Here is a 14742-nt window from a genome sequence, read left to right on the forward strand (position 1 = left end):
GATCATTTCTACGGTTTGAACGACACGACGTCGACAAGCTGTTGCCTGACCCAAACATGGGCGGGGTCGCGGTGGAAGCGCTCGTGCCAGATCATGGCTGGCGACAAGGGCGCAACCTGTAGCGGTAGATCCAGGAGCGCGAGCGGGAGCCTTTTCGCAAGTAGGCGCGCCAAACGGCTTGGCAACGTCAGAATCATGTCACTGTCTGCTACCAACATCGCACCAGCAAGAAAGTGGGGAACTCGCAGCGCGATGTGGCGAGTGAGCCCCAGTGCCGAGAGAGCAACGTCGACCGCACTCTCCCCCACTCCAGAGATGGTCACGGCAATGTGACGCAAGGTCACATAACGCTCCAGACTGAGTCCGTCTGTCACATCGGGGTGATCGGACCTCGCCACGCACACCAAGCTGTCGGCGTAAAGGCCGCGTCGATGGAAACTACCGGGCAGTGCCTCAAAAATGCCCAATGCTAGATCTGCGGCGCCCTGCTCGATAAGGCGCACGTTGTCCCCGGCCGGTTGCGCGATATGGAGACTTAGCGCAGGCGCATGGCGCTCGAAGCGGGCGATCAAACCAGCAAGGACCACCAGGCTCAGGTGGTCGTGCGCGGCGATCGTGATCCGACCCGTTGCAGAGCCGGGATCGAAGACGGCGGGCGAGACGATGCCTCGGGCATCGTCCAGCAGTCTGGTCACTGGACCTGCCAGCGTTTCGCCGCGTGGAGTCAGCTCCAGCCCAAGCTTGCCGCGGACCACGAGGCGATCACCCAGCATCATGCGCAGTCGGCCCAGTGCGCGGCTGGCGGCCGGTTGGCTCAAGCCCAAGCGGAGGCCCGCTAGGGTGACGCTTCGCTCCCGAACAAGTGCTTCGAACAGCTTTAACAGATTGAGGTCGACTGTAGATAAATCCACTTGGCGCATGTTGGCTATGACTTTCATGCCATTTATGTATGTCGAGTAATCATGCACCATTCTGGTTCATTTTAATAGGAGATTCATGTATGACTGCTTCCTCCCTTTTTCCTTACGTTATATTCGGCGTGACCGGCCGTACCGGCGCCGCTGCCGCCGATGCGCTTTTGCGCTCCGGCCATCCTGTGCGCGTCGTGGTGCGCGCCCCAGTCAAGGGCCGGCCGTGGGCCGAACGCGGCGCAGAGGTTGCCGTGGCCGACCTGACAGATCTGGCCTCGATGACCAAGGCGCTCAGTCAGGTCCAGGGCGCCTATGTCGTCAGTCCGCAGCAATACAACCGTGATGACTTGTTCGAGAGGGCAGACTTGATTGCCGATACCACGGCGCGCGCTGCGGTTGCGGCGGATGTACCCAGGCTTGTGGCTCTTTCCTCGGTGGGCGCCGACCGTGAAAGCGGAACGGGGTGGATTAGGATGAACCGCATGTTCGAACAGCGTTTGGGCGAAACCGGTGTTTCCACCATCTTCCTGCGCGCGGCCTATTTCATGGAGAACTGGATGCCGATGATTGGACAGGCCATGCGCAGCGGCACTCTGCCGACGTTTCTGGCACCACCACAGCGTCCTCTCCCGATGGTGGCGACTGTCGATGTCGGCAGCTCCGCCGCTGCTTTGCTGCAAGAAAAAAGAACGGGGACCTGCATCGTCACTCTCTCGGGGCCCAAAGACTACGCCCCGAATGATGTCGCCGCCATTCTTTCAACCACGCTCCAGAAGCCCGTCGACGTGGCAGTCCTGCCGGAAACAAAGTGGCCAGAAGCGCTGGCCGATGCCCATTTCTCAAGGACCGCCCTGGCTGGTTTCGCCGAGATGACCCGTGGCCTCAATTGCTCGCATATCGACATCAAGAGCGATCCCAGCGCAGTCGAATGGGCAGGAACGACTACGCTCGAACGAGTCATCGTCGAACTGGCACAGCGTCAGCGATAAAGGCCAGCAGGAGTTATATGCGTGAACTTCGCTACCTTCGCTGTTTCTAGCAGTAGCCGAAGAAGTTTACTTCGCCCGCGGCCGAGCGGCTGCACCTCGAACAGTCGTCACTGTCGCGATCTGCACTCCTGGATGGGCTGGAGTTGGAGTGACGGAAATTTCGGCGGTTCCGGCTTAGAACCCCATCACGACGATGTTCGATGGGGCTGATGCCTGATATCGGCCGGCTGCTCGACCATGACCTGAACAGACCATTCCTGCATCACGGTTGCCGAGTTCGCATCGCGCTGGTCGCCTTGCCGCTCCAAGCCCCTGAACAGCATTTTATTGCCGTGCATGGCAACAAGCACAGGGTCGAACAGCACGGGGATGATCGGTTCGGGGCGCGCGTCGGTGCCTGGCGCGAAGAGCTTGATCTCCAGCCAGCTTGCCACTTGACACATGGCGAGGTGGCCGACGGCGCCCGGATCTGCGTAGATTTCCCGATCCGAACGGCGCGTGCCGCGCACCCTGAGCATTTTTACTTTACTGTACATGCATCCAGTATATCAGGCTCGCCAGCGCCCCCTTGGCTGGCCGCCTTGATCGTCACCAGCTCGACCTCGCAGCGCCGGTAGTACGCCAGCAGGTCGCCGCTGACCATCTGCATGGGCGACTTGTCCGGGCCGTCGATCCGGTGCATTTCCAAGATCAGCGGCCCGGCATCGATATCGTCATCACGATATCGAGCAGGCGATGCCGGAATTCCGGTATCGGTCACACGCGCCGCCAACTGGTTGACAAATACTCGGATTTTGACAGCAAGGTTGTCACGGCCCTTTGACAACCTGAGGCGGCCGTAACCCCTGCATCGCTCACAAGCACCCCGCGATCACGGCTTCCAGCTGGGCCTCGTACTTGAGATGCACCGGCAGGTCGCGCGCCAGGGCCAGGATCTTCTCGCCGTCGCTGGCATCCGGCGCCAGGCCGCGCACGGCGAACGGCGGCCGCTCGAGCGCGCCAGTGACGCACGGCCGGTAGACTGGCACCTTGATGACCGGGATGGCCGGCGCCGGGCCCGCGCAGGCGGCGAGCATCAGGATCACCAGCAGCGCACACGCCCACAGTATGCGGCGGGCGCTCATCGCACGGACTCCAGGATGACGTTCACAGCTGGCATGGCCTCGTCGCAGGTGGTGGCGCGTGCGCCGGCGACCTTGGCCAACGCGGCATCGAAGCGCCGACCGGCTGCGGCGGCCTGCTGCTGGGCGGCCTGCCCGCGAGCGTCAGCCTCCAGCTTGGCATTCCCAGCGGCCTCGATTGCGCCGTTCTGTACCGTGATGCCGGCGCGCAGTTCCGCGTTCGCGCTGCGCTCGGCGGCCATGGCAGTCACGGCTTCATCGCGCGCGCTGGCGATCATCCACCAGCCGGTGGCGCCGGCCGACAGCACGACCAGCAGGACGGCCGCCAGCACGATGGCCGCGATCTTCCAGATGCCGCCCGTGACGCCGGCGGCCAGCGTGCCCAGGGCGCTCATTGCGCCGCCACGCACTGCGCATGCGAGCGCTGGCGATCTGCCCAGACGCCGTAGCAACGCTTGTTCGGGCGCCCATCTACCAGCGTCGAGCAGTCGTAGCCGGCGGCGAACCGATACATCAGGATCGCATCGCACGCGGCCCGGTAATCGCCAGCCGCGAGGCGGCGAGTCAGGGTCGACGGCCCGGTGATCCTGCCCGCCTTGTCGACGGAGTAGCAGAAGTTTGTCGGGCCGATGTTGTAGGCCAGATCGACGTACACGTCGTATTCGGCCTGGCTCAGCGGCGCGCGCACGCAGTCCTTGACCGCGCCCTCATAGGTCCGGACGTCGAGCAGCGCGCGCTGGGCGGCCTTGACCGGCGTGGTGCGGTCGCCCATCTTCACGCCGCCAGTGGTGCCGAAGCCGAGGGTGGGCGCGTCGCCCTTCGTGGGGATGATCACGCCGTCGGTGTATCCCTCGCGGGTGAGGAGGCCCACGAATGCGCCAGCGCTCAGCACCAGGCCGGCGATGCCCATGCGGATTCTATTTGTCGTTGCCATGCAATTCCTTCTGCGCCATGATGCGCGAGACATTTGCGAAAACGGAGACCGCCGCAGCGGTGCCGGCGAAGACGCCGTTCGGCATGCCGTCCGGCTTCCAGATGGCCACAGCCACCTCGGCCGCGCCGAACAGGGTCGCGGCTACGTTGAACTTCACGCTCCAGGCCTTGTGCAGCACCGCGCGCCAGTCTTCGATGAGGGTCATTTGCCGCTCCAAAATCCGTTACCCTTCGCCCCGGTTGCGCCGGGTTCGCCTTGCTGCCCCTTCGTTCCGGGCTCGCCTTTCTTGCCCGTGCCGCCGTCACTGCCAGCGCGGCCCCGGTCGCCTGTGTCGCCCTTCTCGCCCACGCCGGTTGCGCCGGCCGGGCCTTCCACTCCCTGGGCGCCAGTCTTGCCTGGCGGCCCGTGCACTACTTTCGCTGGGTAGAGAACCGCCACAAGGATCAGCACTGCGGCAACACCGATAAAAATGCGCAGCACCCAATAAAATGACGTCGACCACTTTTTCGCGCTCATCGAATGTGCCCTCCAACTACCTTGTCGAAAATCCAGTACGCCATGCCCATGACCGCCGTGCCGAGCGTCATCACGCCCCACTTGAGCGCCTTCGTTCGCTCGTCCTCCAGCGCGTCGATCTTGTCGTTCGCTTCTTTAATGTCGGCGTTAGCCTTGTCGGTCACGCGCTTGAGGTCAGCTTCCGCCTCACGCTTGTTCTCTTCGATTTCGCGCTGCAATAGCGCTTGCCCATGGATCAGCAGGGCGATCTGTACTTCGGTTGATGTTTGGGTCATTGGCTTCTCTATGCGGTCGTGCGCGGCGGCCAGGCGGAAAGCGCGGTGATGCCGGTGAACCGGCGAAAAAAAACCACCCGAAGGTGGCCAGAGATGGAGCGCGCGCGAATCAGTCGATCGCGGCGGCAGTGATGAACAGCGCGTCGATGTCAGCGGGCGTCAGCCCCAGCACCTGGCGGATACCTTCGACCAGCGGGTGGTCGCGCCTCACGTTCTGCGCGTATTCAAGGTAGGCGCGCGCCTGCTCGCCGTCGATGCCTGGCATCGCGTCGACGTAGGACTTCACCGCCGCCATGTGGCCAGCTGCGATCAGCGCGAGGCGCGCATTCAGCATGGGCACCGACGGCGGGACGCCTTGGATTACCTTCCAGGCTGTTTGCCATTTCCCGTCTACCTTTTTGATCCCGTCACGCATCGCTTGCTGATAACCGATCGTTGCAGGCGGGGCGATGTATTCGACCCATTCGGCGTCGTCAGGCGTCCAGTCGACAGCAAAGGACGTGTGTGGGTAGTCCGATTTATAAGCTTCTTCCGTTACGACCTGGCCGGCTTCTTTGTAGCGCAATTCTCTAATTGGGTTAAGCATGATTTCCCTTATTGTAAATAGCTGATCGTGACGTATCCATCGGTCGCGACGCTGATGGAATATCCTTGGCCTGGGGTAACAGAAATGTTGCTAACCGTGGCTGGGCTTGCAATGCCGCCTGTGCCGCCGACGAACGTTTGGCCGAATGCTGTTGTGGAGCCGCCTGTGGTTGCCGCGTACGGGACGTCCCAGATCAGGGCGAAATACCCGCTTCGCGAAACAGCCCCGGATGTGTTTCCGTCCTCCGCCGCCCACCTTGCACTATTCGACACAAACCCCGTAGGCGACGCGTACGATTGCGGATAAACGCCGTATGTCGCACTCGGCGTGGTCCATTGGGATATCGCACACCCGTTATATGTGGACGCCCCCGAGTTTATTGAAGCTACTGCTGAATTTGCGTACGAGACAAGAGTGCTCCAGTCCCCATATCCCGACGACGGGCCTGGTCCTCCAGAAGTTTGAAGAATCGTAATCAGAACGTTCCGGGTGTACACGGCAGTGGTGCCTGCAGGCGTGCCCGTCCCGCCGCGCGCTGTCAGCGATTCCACCTTTGTTGTTGTGGCCGGGGCCGTCCATGTGGTAGACGCATTAAAAGTTTGGGTGACTAGCCGCCGCCCTCCAGCCGCAGCAAGTAATGGAAGCAGGCTCACCGCACGATCCTCCCGAACACCTGCGTGCTTCCCGTGCGGGTCCACAGAATGATAAAGTCGGTGCCGCCGGTTTGCAGCGTTGCGCCTGCATACGAGAATGCAGTGGTGTATGTCCCGTCGTAGCGAATCCAGTTGATATAGGCCGGCCACGTAATAGTTGCCTGGCCCAAGTTCACGCCTTCGATCATTAATTCCGCATGCGTTCCCGCAGCCGGCCAGTTGCTGATAGTTAATGTCTTGGAACCTGTTCCCGGGGCCCACCGCTGATGGACGCCGCTGGCATAGTCCAGCGCCACCGCCGCGCCTGCGTCGTAGTAGCTTTTGGGGCGGAGGTCGGTATCGCTGAGCAATGCGATGGTCCCCCCGGTCGCCGGCACGGTCAACGGGATAACGGTGCCCGTTGGAATCAGCGTGTCGCACTCGAAGCGCACCTGCTTTGACGCGTCAACACTTCCTTTCGCGATAGAATTCGAGTCAACAAATGCTACGGCACTGCTAGCCGTGAGCGCGCTTCCTGCGGCGGCAATAGAGAAGTCGCGAGCTTGATTCTTATAATTCTCAGAAGAATCTGCCGCAGTGAAAGCATTGTTTTTATAGTTGAGAGCGTTATCGCGCGCTGTCTCGGCCGCTGTCTTTGCCGCATTGGCGCTGATGGCGGCATCGCTAGCGAGCCCCTGCTTTGTGGTCAGGTCGGTGGCGAGCGCGTTGATCTCCGTGGTGAAGAGAGGAATCCGCGTGCCGAAATAGGTATCGACCTCGGCGCGAAAGGTGGCAGAGGTCCGATCAAGCGGTGGAATTGGCGTCATTGCGATAGTCCTTCAATTTCGAGGTTGCAGAGGTGGTACAGCGGGTAGGCGACGACCATGGAAAAATCTTTGTAAAAGCCGTAGATGATGAGCGGCTCGAAACCCACCTGGTCCACGCCGATGTAAATGCACGGGATCGCACGCAGCGCAGCGAACGCGCGAAAAATCTTGTTGAAATCGGCGGCCGGGGTGAGCACTTGGAGATTGCAGCGCTTGCTGAACGCACCTTCGATCACATCGAAATTTCCGAAGCGATCTTTCTCTTTTTTGCTGTAGTCGATGATGCCGGCGGTGGCGCCCATTGCCGCGCGCCCAGCCGTCATTACCTGGCCGACCTGGAGCACGCCGACCGATACCGGGGTGGTGCTCGTGACCGTGACTGTTAATTCGCAGCTCGCGTAGTGCTGTGGCAGGTCCGTCAGCACGAAGTCGCTCAGCTGCTCGAAGTCCAGGAAAAACCAGTCGTAGACACTTGTGATGATCGTGCCGTCGAGGTTCACAGTGCGGCTGTACACGGTCGTGCCGCCCGGCGCGTCCTTGAGCGTGATATCCGCCTGGCGCCCGACCAGTTCCAGCATGCCCAGGCCTGAGATACCGCCCGGCCGCAGGACGACGGTGATCGTCGTCGCCGCAGTGGTGTCCGTGCCGATCTTCCGGTCGAACATCGCCCACCTGTTTGTCGGGCCAGCTGGTAGCCAGTTCGTCGGGTCGCTTTCCGGCGCCGTCGCCGTGGCGCCCGCAATGGCGCGCTCGTACTTCATGTGCGTGGACGTTCGGATCACGACCGCCCCGGCCGCGTAGGCTGTGGCCGCGTTCCAGGCTACCTCCCCGGCGGCCGGCTCGGCCACCGTGCTGCTGGTCAGCATCGCCGCCGTGATCGTGGTCGGCTTGATGACTTTCATACCGCTCATGCATCCTCCGTTTGCAATTTATCGTCCTTGATGACGCGTTTAAGCATGCGGGCCATTTCGGCGCTGCTCAGTGCGATTGATACGACCTCAGCGCGCAGGCCTGCCATTTCAGCGCTGGCCTGCTGCTGAGAGGCCGCCGATGCATCCGCTGACGCTGGCCGGTTGATCATCTGCATCAGCGCGCGGTTGTCGGCGGCCGGGATCACGCGCTCGCCTTCGTGCGCCTGGATCACCATGTCGGCCGGGAGGTAGTTGGTGCCCACGGCCAGGCTCGGCAGCGTCAGCCCGAACTTCGCCGCGAGGATGGCGCCGGTGGCATCGAGGCTGGCGGCGGTGCGCGCGCGGATGCGTTGCAGGTCGAGCAGCGACGTGGCGTTCGCTTCGGCCAGCTCGATCAGCTTCTGCGAGATCGAGGGCAGCAGCTTCGCCGCGTCCTGGTTGCCCGACTGCGCCTGCGCGGTCCTGGTGGCGAATTCCGCCTGCACGCTGGCCAGGGTGGACGCGCCGTCGCCGGCGGCAAGCCCGCGAATGCGCTTCACCTCGTCGAAGATCGAATCCGTGACCGACTGCCAAGCGTCCCTCATCTGCTCGGCAGCGCGCTTCGCATCGTCGGCCAGCTGCTCCTGGATGCGCCGGTAGTCCTCACCGTCCCGCAGCAGCTTCGCCTGCCGATCTCGTTCGTCCTGGTCGGCTTTGTCCTTCGCCAACTTGTCGGCTTCCAGTCCCTTGAGTTTGTCGTACAGCGCCAAGGTGCTGGCGTCCATGCCCTTGGTCTCCAGCTTGCGCACTTCCGCCGCCGTCATCCCGGCCTTGAGCATGGTGTCGATCTGGTCCTGGTAGCCCTTGTTGGTCGATGCCAGCTTGTCCGCAGCATCCTTCGCGGCCGTGGCCGAAGCCGCCGCCGTCTGATACCCTTTTAGCAGGTCGTAAAGCGCCACGGTGGTCGCGTCCATGCCAGCGATTTCCAGCTTGCGGACGTCTTCGACCTTCATCGTCGAGCGCACGAACACGTCGATTTGATCCTGATAGCTCTTGTTGGTAGCTCTCAGGGTTTCGGCGGCGTTGGCCGCTGCAACGTTCGTCGAGTTCGCGATCTGCCCATTCTGGACGTTGTCGAACAAGTCCCGGTTGCTGGGGTCGAGGGCGTCGCGCTGCTTGTTCACTTGCTGTTGGCGGTACTCCTCCGGGGTCATGCGCAGCTGGTCGAACTGATCTTGCAGGCCCGCGCGCTCACTTGCAATATCAGCCAGCGAGCGGACCGCAGTCGCTGCCACTTCCATCGCTGGGTTCAGCTGCGCAAATGCCTCCTGAATATTCATCAGACCAGCGAAGGTTTTTGCGCCCTTCTCGGTTGTGAGGTCGAGCCCGAGAGCGAGAGTCTTGAATTCGTCCCGCGTCTTCGGCGCTGTAATCTCCAGCGATGCAAACGCCGCGTCCACCGTCTTGCCCAACGCGGCCATGCGCTCGGCTTCGGTCTGGTAGTTCTGGCTAAAGAACGAGATGCCCTTGCTGAAATTGTCGATCCCACCGGACAGCTCGACCAGCTTCTCGCGCGCCGTGAGCGAACCGATGCCGACTGCGCCAAAGGTCTTGCCGATGCTTGCCAGGCCGGCGTCGACCACCGCGTAATTGATGGCGATGCGTTGCAGTGCATCGCCGGCCTTCTCGCCCTTGGCGGTCAGGGTGTCGAGGGTCGGAATCAAGAGCTTGGCCAGATCGTTCCCGATGTCGCCAAATAGCCCGGTAATCAGCTCCTGATTTTTCGCTTCGTCGCCGGTCAGGGTGAGCTTGATCGCCTTCGTGTACTTGTCGATCTGCGACGCCTCGATGCCCATCTGCGCGCCAAAGCCCTTGACGGCGGTCATCAGGTTCTTGATCGTGTCGTCGAATGTGCTTTCGCCTGCCGCGTCGAGCGCGCCGTCCTTCGTGTAATTCTTGTCCTTTCGGAACAAGCCGCCTTTTTCAAGAATATTCTGGAACGTCTTGCCGTCGAATCCGGAGGCGCCGAACGTGCCCTCGATACCGAAATCCTTCACCTCCGGATTCTTGCGACCGAAGAGGCGCGACACCGTTGAGGCACCCGAAAACATATTGGCCATGGTGTCGTTCATGCCCAGCTTTTGCAGACCTTTGTTCAGGTTCAGCATCGGGGCGTTGAACGGGATTTTGGTCGCGCTGGTCGTGCCATTCTGCGCGTCCCACCCCTGCTTGTAGAGAGCATTTGACATGGCCATGCCGGCTGCGATCCAGCCCGCAATTGGAATTGCTCCAGCCGCGCCTACGCCACCACCTGCCCCCACAGTAGCGGTACCGCCAACACCAACGGCAGAAGACCCGACCCCGGCAGTCAGCGCGCCAGCACTCGCACCGATCCCGCCAAAGCCCGTGCCGATCACCGTCGTGCTCGCGCCGACTGCCGACGCTCCGGCGCCAGTAGCCGCCGCACCGGCGCCGATCGAGGACGCAGCGGCCGCAGCTCCGCCGAATCCCTCGAAAAGCTTCTTGCCCATGTCGAGCATGCCGGACCCGTTGGACGATCCTTTTGTGAACGCTTCGTAGATGGATTGCCCCATGCTGAGAAGCCCGGACCCGCCCGATCCGCCGGAGCTGCCGCCGTTGACCACGCTGCCGACGACTTGCACGATCAGCGGCTTAATGAACATTTTGTAGATTTGATCGGCGACGCTGGTCTTGAACGTCGTGACCAGGGATTTCGTGAACGACTTCCAGCCATCCTTGCCGTTGTTCAGCATGTCGGCAAAGCCGTTGCGGAAGATGTCGTCGTACTGCTGAACGGACTTGCGCCATTCATCCATCGCCGGCTTGCCAGACTGGTTTTTATACCAAGTATCGAACTTGGATTGCAGTAATTTTTGTGCCTCAAGGCCGTCTTCGCACAGCTCGATCTTCTTCCGCCACTTTTCTGCTTCTAGTTCGATTAGTTCGGCGGCGCGCGCCCGTTCGTCGACAATTGATTCGGCGGCAAAGCGGGCATTTTCTTCGTCCAGTTGAGCGGCGTAGCCCAGGGCTTTGGTTTGCGCAAGCGTGGCCTTTTCTTCCAGCGTGCGCGCCCTCGCCGATTCGGTCATCTGGTCGATCATCTGCTGGGTGACTGGCAGATTAGCCTTTTGCATGTCGGCTAATTTCTTTTGCAGCTCGGCTTCATTGCGTAGGCCAACAGCCGCCAGGTCGCGCGCGTCGGCGCCTTTCCCGTACAGCGCATACTCGGAGGCAAGCGCCGCAGCGGACGCCTGGCGCGCAAGAGTGTTCTGCTTGATATATTCCGCAGTGCCCTTTTCCGCAGCCTGGAGCTTGAGCTTCTGTTCTGTCACAGCCAGCTCGGCCAGCGATGCCTTTGTGGCAGCGACCTGCGCGGCTGTCAGCTTGAGCTTGCCCGATGCCAGTTCGAGATCGAGCTTGATGCCGAGCTTCTGGCTTTCGGACACGGCTTCGCTGGTCAGCAGCTCCAGCTTATTGGCGTCGATTTTCGACTGAATCGCTTGGCCAAGGTTCGCATATTCGCTTGCCTGCTTGCTCGCTGCGGCTGCCGCAGCGGTCGCTGCTGAAGCGCCGGCCTTCTGTCCTTCAGCATTCTTCTCGATCGTCTTTTCAAGCGCGATCAGAGTCTCAATCTGCGCGGTGCGCTCTTTTTTCTGCTCGTCGGTCAGCTTCGACTTTCCAGTGGCAAGTTCGCGCGTAAATTCGAGCGCCAGCTTCTGGCCGTCGCTGAGCCTGGCGCCGCCGTCGGCTTCTGCCTTGAGCAGGGCGATGCGCTCGATCATTGAAGCGGACAGCGTTTTGTATGCGGCGGCCTGCTCCCTGACTTCGGCGGCCCTCTTGATCACGTCCTTGGCTGAGTCCGCAGTCTTCAACTCGGGTGCCTTGAGCTGCACCTCGTCCGGGAACATCTTTTGGCCCCATGCCATCTTGATGGCCGAGACGTTGGCGCGCGCGTACTCCACGATCTTGTCGCCGGCCTTGGAGATCCGGGCCATCGCGTTGTCCCAAATCTCCCCAGCGCTTGCGGCGGCCGCGCTGAAGTCGCCCTTGATCAAATTGCCAATTACCTTGACCACGCCTTCAAAGGAGATCGCCAAGAGGCCGAACGTGGCCTTGACCGATTCGACGACGATATCGACGACGGTCTTTAGCCCGTAAAACAAGGTGGTGAACCCGGCCATGGTGCCGCGAAATGCCTGCACGACCACGGGCCAGCCTTCCTTGAAGAAATCGGCCAGGTTGGTGAGCGCCGGCATGATGTTGTCGGCGATCGCGCGCTTGAAGCCCTGCGACGTGTTGTCTAGCTCGACATTGAATTCGGCCATGACGGAGGCATAGCGCGCCAGTTCTGCCTGCTGTGTACCGCCGATCAGCAGGCCGTATTCGCGCTGGCGTTCAGTCACCGCAGCCAGCTTTTCGGCGGTCACGCCCAGCGCGGCGTCGATCTTTTCCGACGAGCCGAAGCCCAGCGCGGCGGCGACGGCATTGCGCTCCAGGCCCGATGTGTATTTCGCAAGCTCGGCCTGGACGTTGACCAGAACATCCCGCATCGGCAGGAGATTGCCGGCGGCGTCCTTGTACTTCACGCCGAGCGCGTCGAGTTCGTCGCTGTTCGCCTTGATGGCCGCGCCGGCTTCGCGAAAGGTATCGACATAATCGATCTTGGACACGCCAAGCCCGGCCAGGGCGGCCACCAGTCCGGACGCTTCGTTCGCGCTCAGGCGGAAGTTCTTTTGCAGGTCGACCACTTCCTTGTTGGCGGCGGCCAGGGCGTCGATGTTCGCACTTTTGTAGCTGTCGCCGGTCAGCAGGCCGGCGGCGAAGTCGATGGTCTTGTAGGCGGCGTACGTCGCGCCCAGCACAGCCGCCGAGATGCCGATTGCGGCGGCGGCGCCGGCGATGATCAGTTTTGTCTTGATAAAGTCGGTCATGTGCTCGAAAGCGACCTTGGCCGCCGCTACGCCGCCGCCGACTGCTGTGCCGACAGCGTAAGCAGCCGCCTCGTGCCAGTTTTTCAGGCTTTGAATCGCCTCGTCCGGGACAATCAGCTGATCGCTGTCGAGCCGCATTGCCGCGATCTGCTGCTGCGCGGTTGTGGCGGCGGCGCCGGCGATGGCAAACAGGCTCTTGGTTTGCTCCAGCCCGGTGGCGAACGTCTCGGCGCGGTTTTTTTCCGCTGCGGTCAAGGCCTCGATTTGCGCGAGGAAGGGTTTCACCGATTCCGGCGTGGCCTTGGAATTCGCCAACGACGCGTAGTAGGCGGCGCTGGCCTTCGACCCTTCCGCCATCGCGGCTTGCGTGGTTGCTACGGCGTCGGCGAGGCTCTTGGAAGCTGCCTGTACCCTGACGGCGGCCGCATCGCCACCGGCGCCGATCTTGGCGAACGCGCTATCACCCTTCCCGAGGTTGTCGAGATTGCGCCCGGTCTTTGCCGCAGCGTCATCGATTTTGCGTAAGCCAGTCTCGACGCCATCGGCATCGACAGCAACCTTAATCGTCGCGGTGTTCGTGATTTCTGACATTGGCCGGCCTAAAATTAGAAAGCCGCCCGAAGGCGGCTATTTTTCTGCGTAGATGCAGTTGAGCGCGGCGACTTCCATGGTCTGGATATCGTGCTCAAGCTGGTCGTAATCGTCAGGGGCCAGGCCCATGCGATCCATTTTTCTGTGCATCACCGTGTAGTCCAGGCCGCTCGGCCCGCCCGCGCCTGTGCGCCATTGCGTGCGCAGGTACTGGAACAGCAGCAGCGCCGCCACGTTGTCGGGCCACGGCTCAACCTCCTCGCCTACAAAGTCCTCCACCGCCAGCCCCGTCGCCTCAATTTCTTCCGGCGTCGGGGCCTTGATGTACATGGCCTTTGCAAGCGCGATCAGTTTTTTGTGCGGGCACCCATCAATTCCGTGAAGTAGGCGCCGATGACCGCCTGGGCCGCGCCCATGTAGCGCTGGGTCAGTTTTTCCAGCGAGTCGGCATCGAACGGCTCGTCCAGATCCCAGCCGCTGGCAATGTCGAGCAGCACGTCGGCATCCTTCGGGCCGTCCTCGCCATCCACCGCCTTGAGCGATTCGGAAAATTCTTTCAGCTCGTTTTTGGTGCGGTGCTTGAACGTGAACAGGATTTCAGCTTCGCCGGCGCCCGGGATTTGAATCTGCACAGAAGCCTTGAAGGTAGGCGCAACATTCAGGGAGAATTTTTTTGCGATTGTCTTGGTCATTTTTTGCTTTCGAGAGAAAAAGACCGGCGGGGATCAAGCCGCCGGCATGGAAAAACCCGCTGATGCGGGCCGGGAGACACGGAAAACGTCGGATGGAATTACGATGCGTAGCGAACCGGGCGGCCTTGCAGCGCGACGCCGGCCTTGACCGACATCAGGTTGCCCTTCGTCATGGACGGGGTCTCGTCGAACGCGAAAATGCCGTTGTAGAGGATCAAGCTCCCGGACGGCAGCGTGCCGCGCATGGCGGTGGTGCTGCGGGTTTGCGCGATGGTGCGCAACGCCTGGTAGCCGGCCAGAGCCGGATCGTCGGCGATTTCCAGGGCCAGCGACTGGGCCGACGTGGTGGTCGGGATCTGGCTGTCGAAATCCTGCTCCATGAAGGAGTAGGTCTGGTACTGCGGCTCGCCGCCCGAGCTGGTGCAGCCCATCATTTGCGTGATCTGGGTCCAGCTGTTGATCTTGCGGATCGAGCCGGCGCCGGTGCCGGCAGGGTAGAGCGCGGTGAGCGTGGTATCCAAGCCTTCAGCGACGACGGTGGTGCCGGTCGGCGACTTAACGCGGTACACACGATTGTTCGCCTTGCTCCAGCCCGAGGTGAATTCAAAGAAGTCACCAGCAACCAGGGTGTTCGTTACGGTGAGGACCGCTTCGTTCGCATTGGACGCAGCGGTGACGGTGAGGCTTGCGGCGTACGCGGTCGCCAGGGCGAAGACGATACCGTTTGGGAGGGAGACAGCGATGATAGTTCCTTTCCAGCCGATGTCGGCCGAAGATGTGAGCCCGATTGGGCGAAAAAATGGACCCGCCGTAGCGAGCCCTGGGT

Annotated in this window: 17 protein-coding genes; 1 reads left to right on the forward strand and 16 read right to left on the reverse strand. The window is 61.8% G+C overall.

Going from position 1 to position 14742, the window contains the following annotated elements; translation table 11 throughout:
- Positions 1 to 8: 8 nt before the first annotated feature.
- Positions 9 to 938: a LysR family transcriptional regulator gene (locus F2P44_RS21720; RefSeq protein ID WP_229423678.1), complete on the reverse strand. Its 930-nt coding sequence runs from the start codon at positions 936 to 938 to the stop codon at positions 9 to 11.
- A 62-nt stretch (positions 939 to 1000) separates the two neighbouring features.
- Between F2P44_RS21720 and F2P44_RS21725 the strand changes: the two genes are divergently transcribed.
- Positions 1001 to 1900 (forward strand): NmrA family NAD(P)-binding protein, encoded by a 900-nt coding sequence (locus F2P44_RS21725; protein WP_167089229.1) that lies wholly within the window; start codon positions 1001 to 1003, stop codon positions 1898 to 1900.
- A gap of 185 nt (positions 1901 to 2085) precedes the next feature.
- Here the strand turns inward: F2P44_RS21725 and F2P44_RS21730 are convergent, their stop codons facing one another.
- The 15 genes from F2P44_RS21730 to F2P44_RS21800 form a co-directional block, all read right to left on the reverse strand.
- Entirely contained in the window at positions 2086 to 2436 is a 351-nt protein-coding gene (locus tag F2P44_RS21730; RefSeq protein WP_167089231.1) for a hypothetical protein, read from the reverse strand.
- Entirely contained in the window at positions 2421 to 2660 is a 240-nt protein-coding gene (locus F2P44_RS21735; RefSeq protein WP_167089233.1) for a hypothetical protein, read from the reverse strand. Before F2P44_RS21735 ends, F2P44_RS21730 begins: the two co-directional genes overlap by 16 nt.
- 94 nt (positions 2661 to 2754) lie before the next feature.
- The gene (locus tag F2P44_RS21740) at positions 2755 to 3024 is read right to left on the reverse strand and encodes a YajG family lipoprotein (RefSeq protein ID WP_167089235.1); all 270 of its coding nucleotides are present in this window, start codon (positions 3022 to 3024) and stop codon (positions 2755 to 2757) included.
- Complete coding sequence (locus F2P44_RS21745; protein WP_167089237.1) at positions 3021 to 3416, reverse strand: hypothetical protein; 396 nt, start codon at positions 3414 to 3416, stop codon at positions 3021 to 3023. Before F2P44_RS21745 ends, F2P44_RS21740 begins: the two co-directional genes overlap by 4 nt.
- Positions 3413 to 3955 (reverse strand): glycoside hydrolase family protein, encoded by a 543-nt coding sequence (locus F2P44_RS21750; RefSeq protein ID WP_167089239.1) that lies wholly within the window; start codon positions 3953 to 3955, stop codon positions 3413 to 3415. The genes F2P44_RS21745 and F2P44_RS21750 overlap by 4 nt, the downstream gene beginning before the upstream one ends.
- On the reverse strand, positions 3939 to 4160 hold the full coding sequence (locus tag F2P44_RS21755) for a DUF7940 domain-containing protein (RefSeq protein ID WP_167089241.1): 222 nt from the start codon (positions 4158 to 4160) through the stop codon (positions 3939 to 3941). The genes F2P44_RS21750 and F2P44_RS21755 overlap by 17 nt, the downstream gene beginning before the upstream one ends.
- On the reverse strand, positions 4157 to 4471 hold the full coding sequence (locus F2P44_RS21760; RefSeq protein ID WP_167089242.1) for a collagen-like triple helix repeat-containing protein: 315 nt from the start codon (positions 4469 to 4471) through the stop codon (positions 4157 to 4159). Before F2P44_RS21760 ends, F2P44_RS21755 begins: the two co-directional genes overlap by 4 nt.
- Positions 4468 to 4746, reverse strand: a complete 279-nt coding sequence (locus F2P44_RS21765) for a guided entry of tail-anchored proteins factor 1 (RefSeq protein WP_167089244.1) — start codon at positions 4744 to 4746, stop codon at positions 4468 to 4470. The genes F2P44_RS21760 and F2P44_RS21765 overlap by 4 nt, the downstream gene beginning before the upstream one ends.
- Positions 4747 to 4855: 109 nt before the next feature.
- Positions 4856 to 5332 carry a hypothetical protein gene (locus tag F2P44_RS21770; protein WP_167089246.1) on the reverse strand — a complete coding sequence of 159 codons (477 nt, stop codon included), beginning with the start codon at positions 5330 to 5332 and terminating at the stop codon, positions 4856 to 4858.
- Between the two features lie 649 nt (positions 5333 to 5981).
- A complete protein-coding gene (locus F2P44_RS21775) occupies positions 5982 to 6791 on the reverse strand; it encodes a hypothetical protein (protein ID WP_167089248.1) in 810 nt (269 codons plus the stop codon).
- Positions 6788 to 7702 (reverse strand): hypothetical protein, encoded by a 915-nt coding sequence (locus tag F2P44_RS21780; protein WP_167089250.1) that lies wholly within the window; start codon positions 7700 to 7702, stop codon positions 6788 to 6790. Before F2P44_RS21780 ends, F2P44_RS21775 begins: the two co-directional genes overlap by 4 nt.
- Positions 7699 to 13224, reverse strand: coding sequence for a hypothetical protein (locus F2P44_RS21785; RefSeq protein ID WP_167089252.1), 5526 nt, complete (start codon positions 13222 to 13224; stop codon positions 7699 to 7701). The genes F2P44_RS21780 and F2P44_RS21785 overlap by 4 nt, the downstream gene beginning before the upstream one ends.
- 36 nt (positions 13225 to 13260) lie before the next feature.
- A complete protein-coding gene (locus tag F2P44_RS21790) occupies positions 13261 to 13554 on the reverse strand; it encodes a DUF1799 domain-containing protein (RefSeq protein WP_229423679.1) in 294 nt (97 codons plus the stop codon).
- Between the two features lie 17 nt (positions 13555 to 13571).
- Positions 13572 to 13916: a phage tail assembly chaperone gene (locus tag F2P44_RS21795; protein ID WP_187363387.1), complete on the reverse strand. Its 345-nt coding sequence runs from the start codon at positions 13914 to 13916 to the stop codon at positions 13572 to 13574.
- A gap of 98 nt (positions 13917 to 14014) precedes the next feature.
- Positions 14015 to 14704, reverse strand: a complete 690-nt coding sequence (locus F2P44_RS21800; RefSeq protein WP_370662736.1) for a phage tail protein — start codon at positions 14702 to 14704, stop codon at positions 14015 to 14017.
- Positions 14705 to 14742: the final 38 nt, after the last annotated feature.

This window comes from Massilia frigida (assembly GCF_011682175.1).
Lineage (GTDB): Bacteria > Pseudomonadota > Gammaproteobacteria > Burkholderiales > Burkholderiaceae_D > Telluria_A > Telluria_A frigida.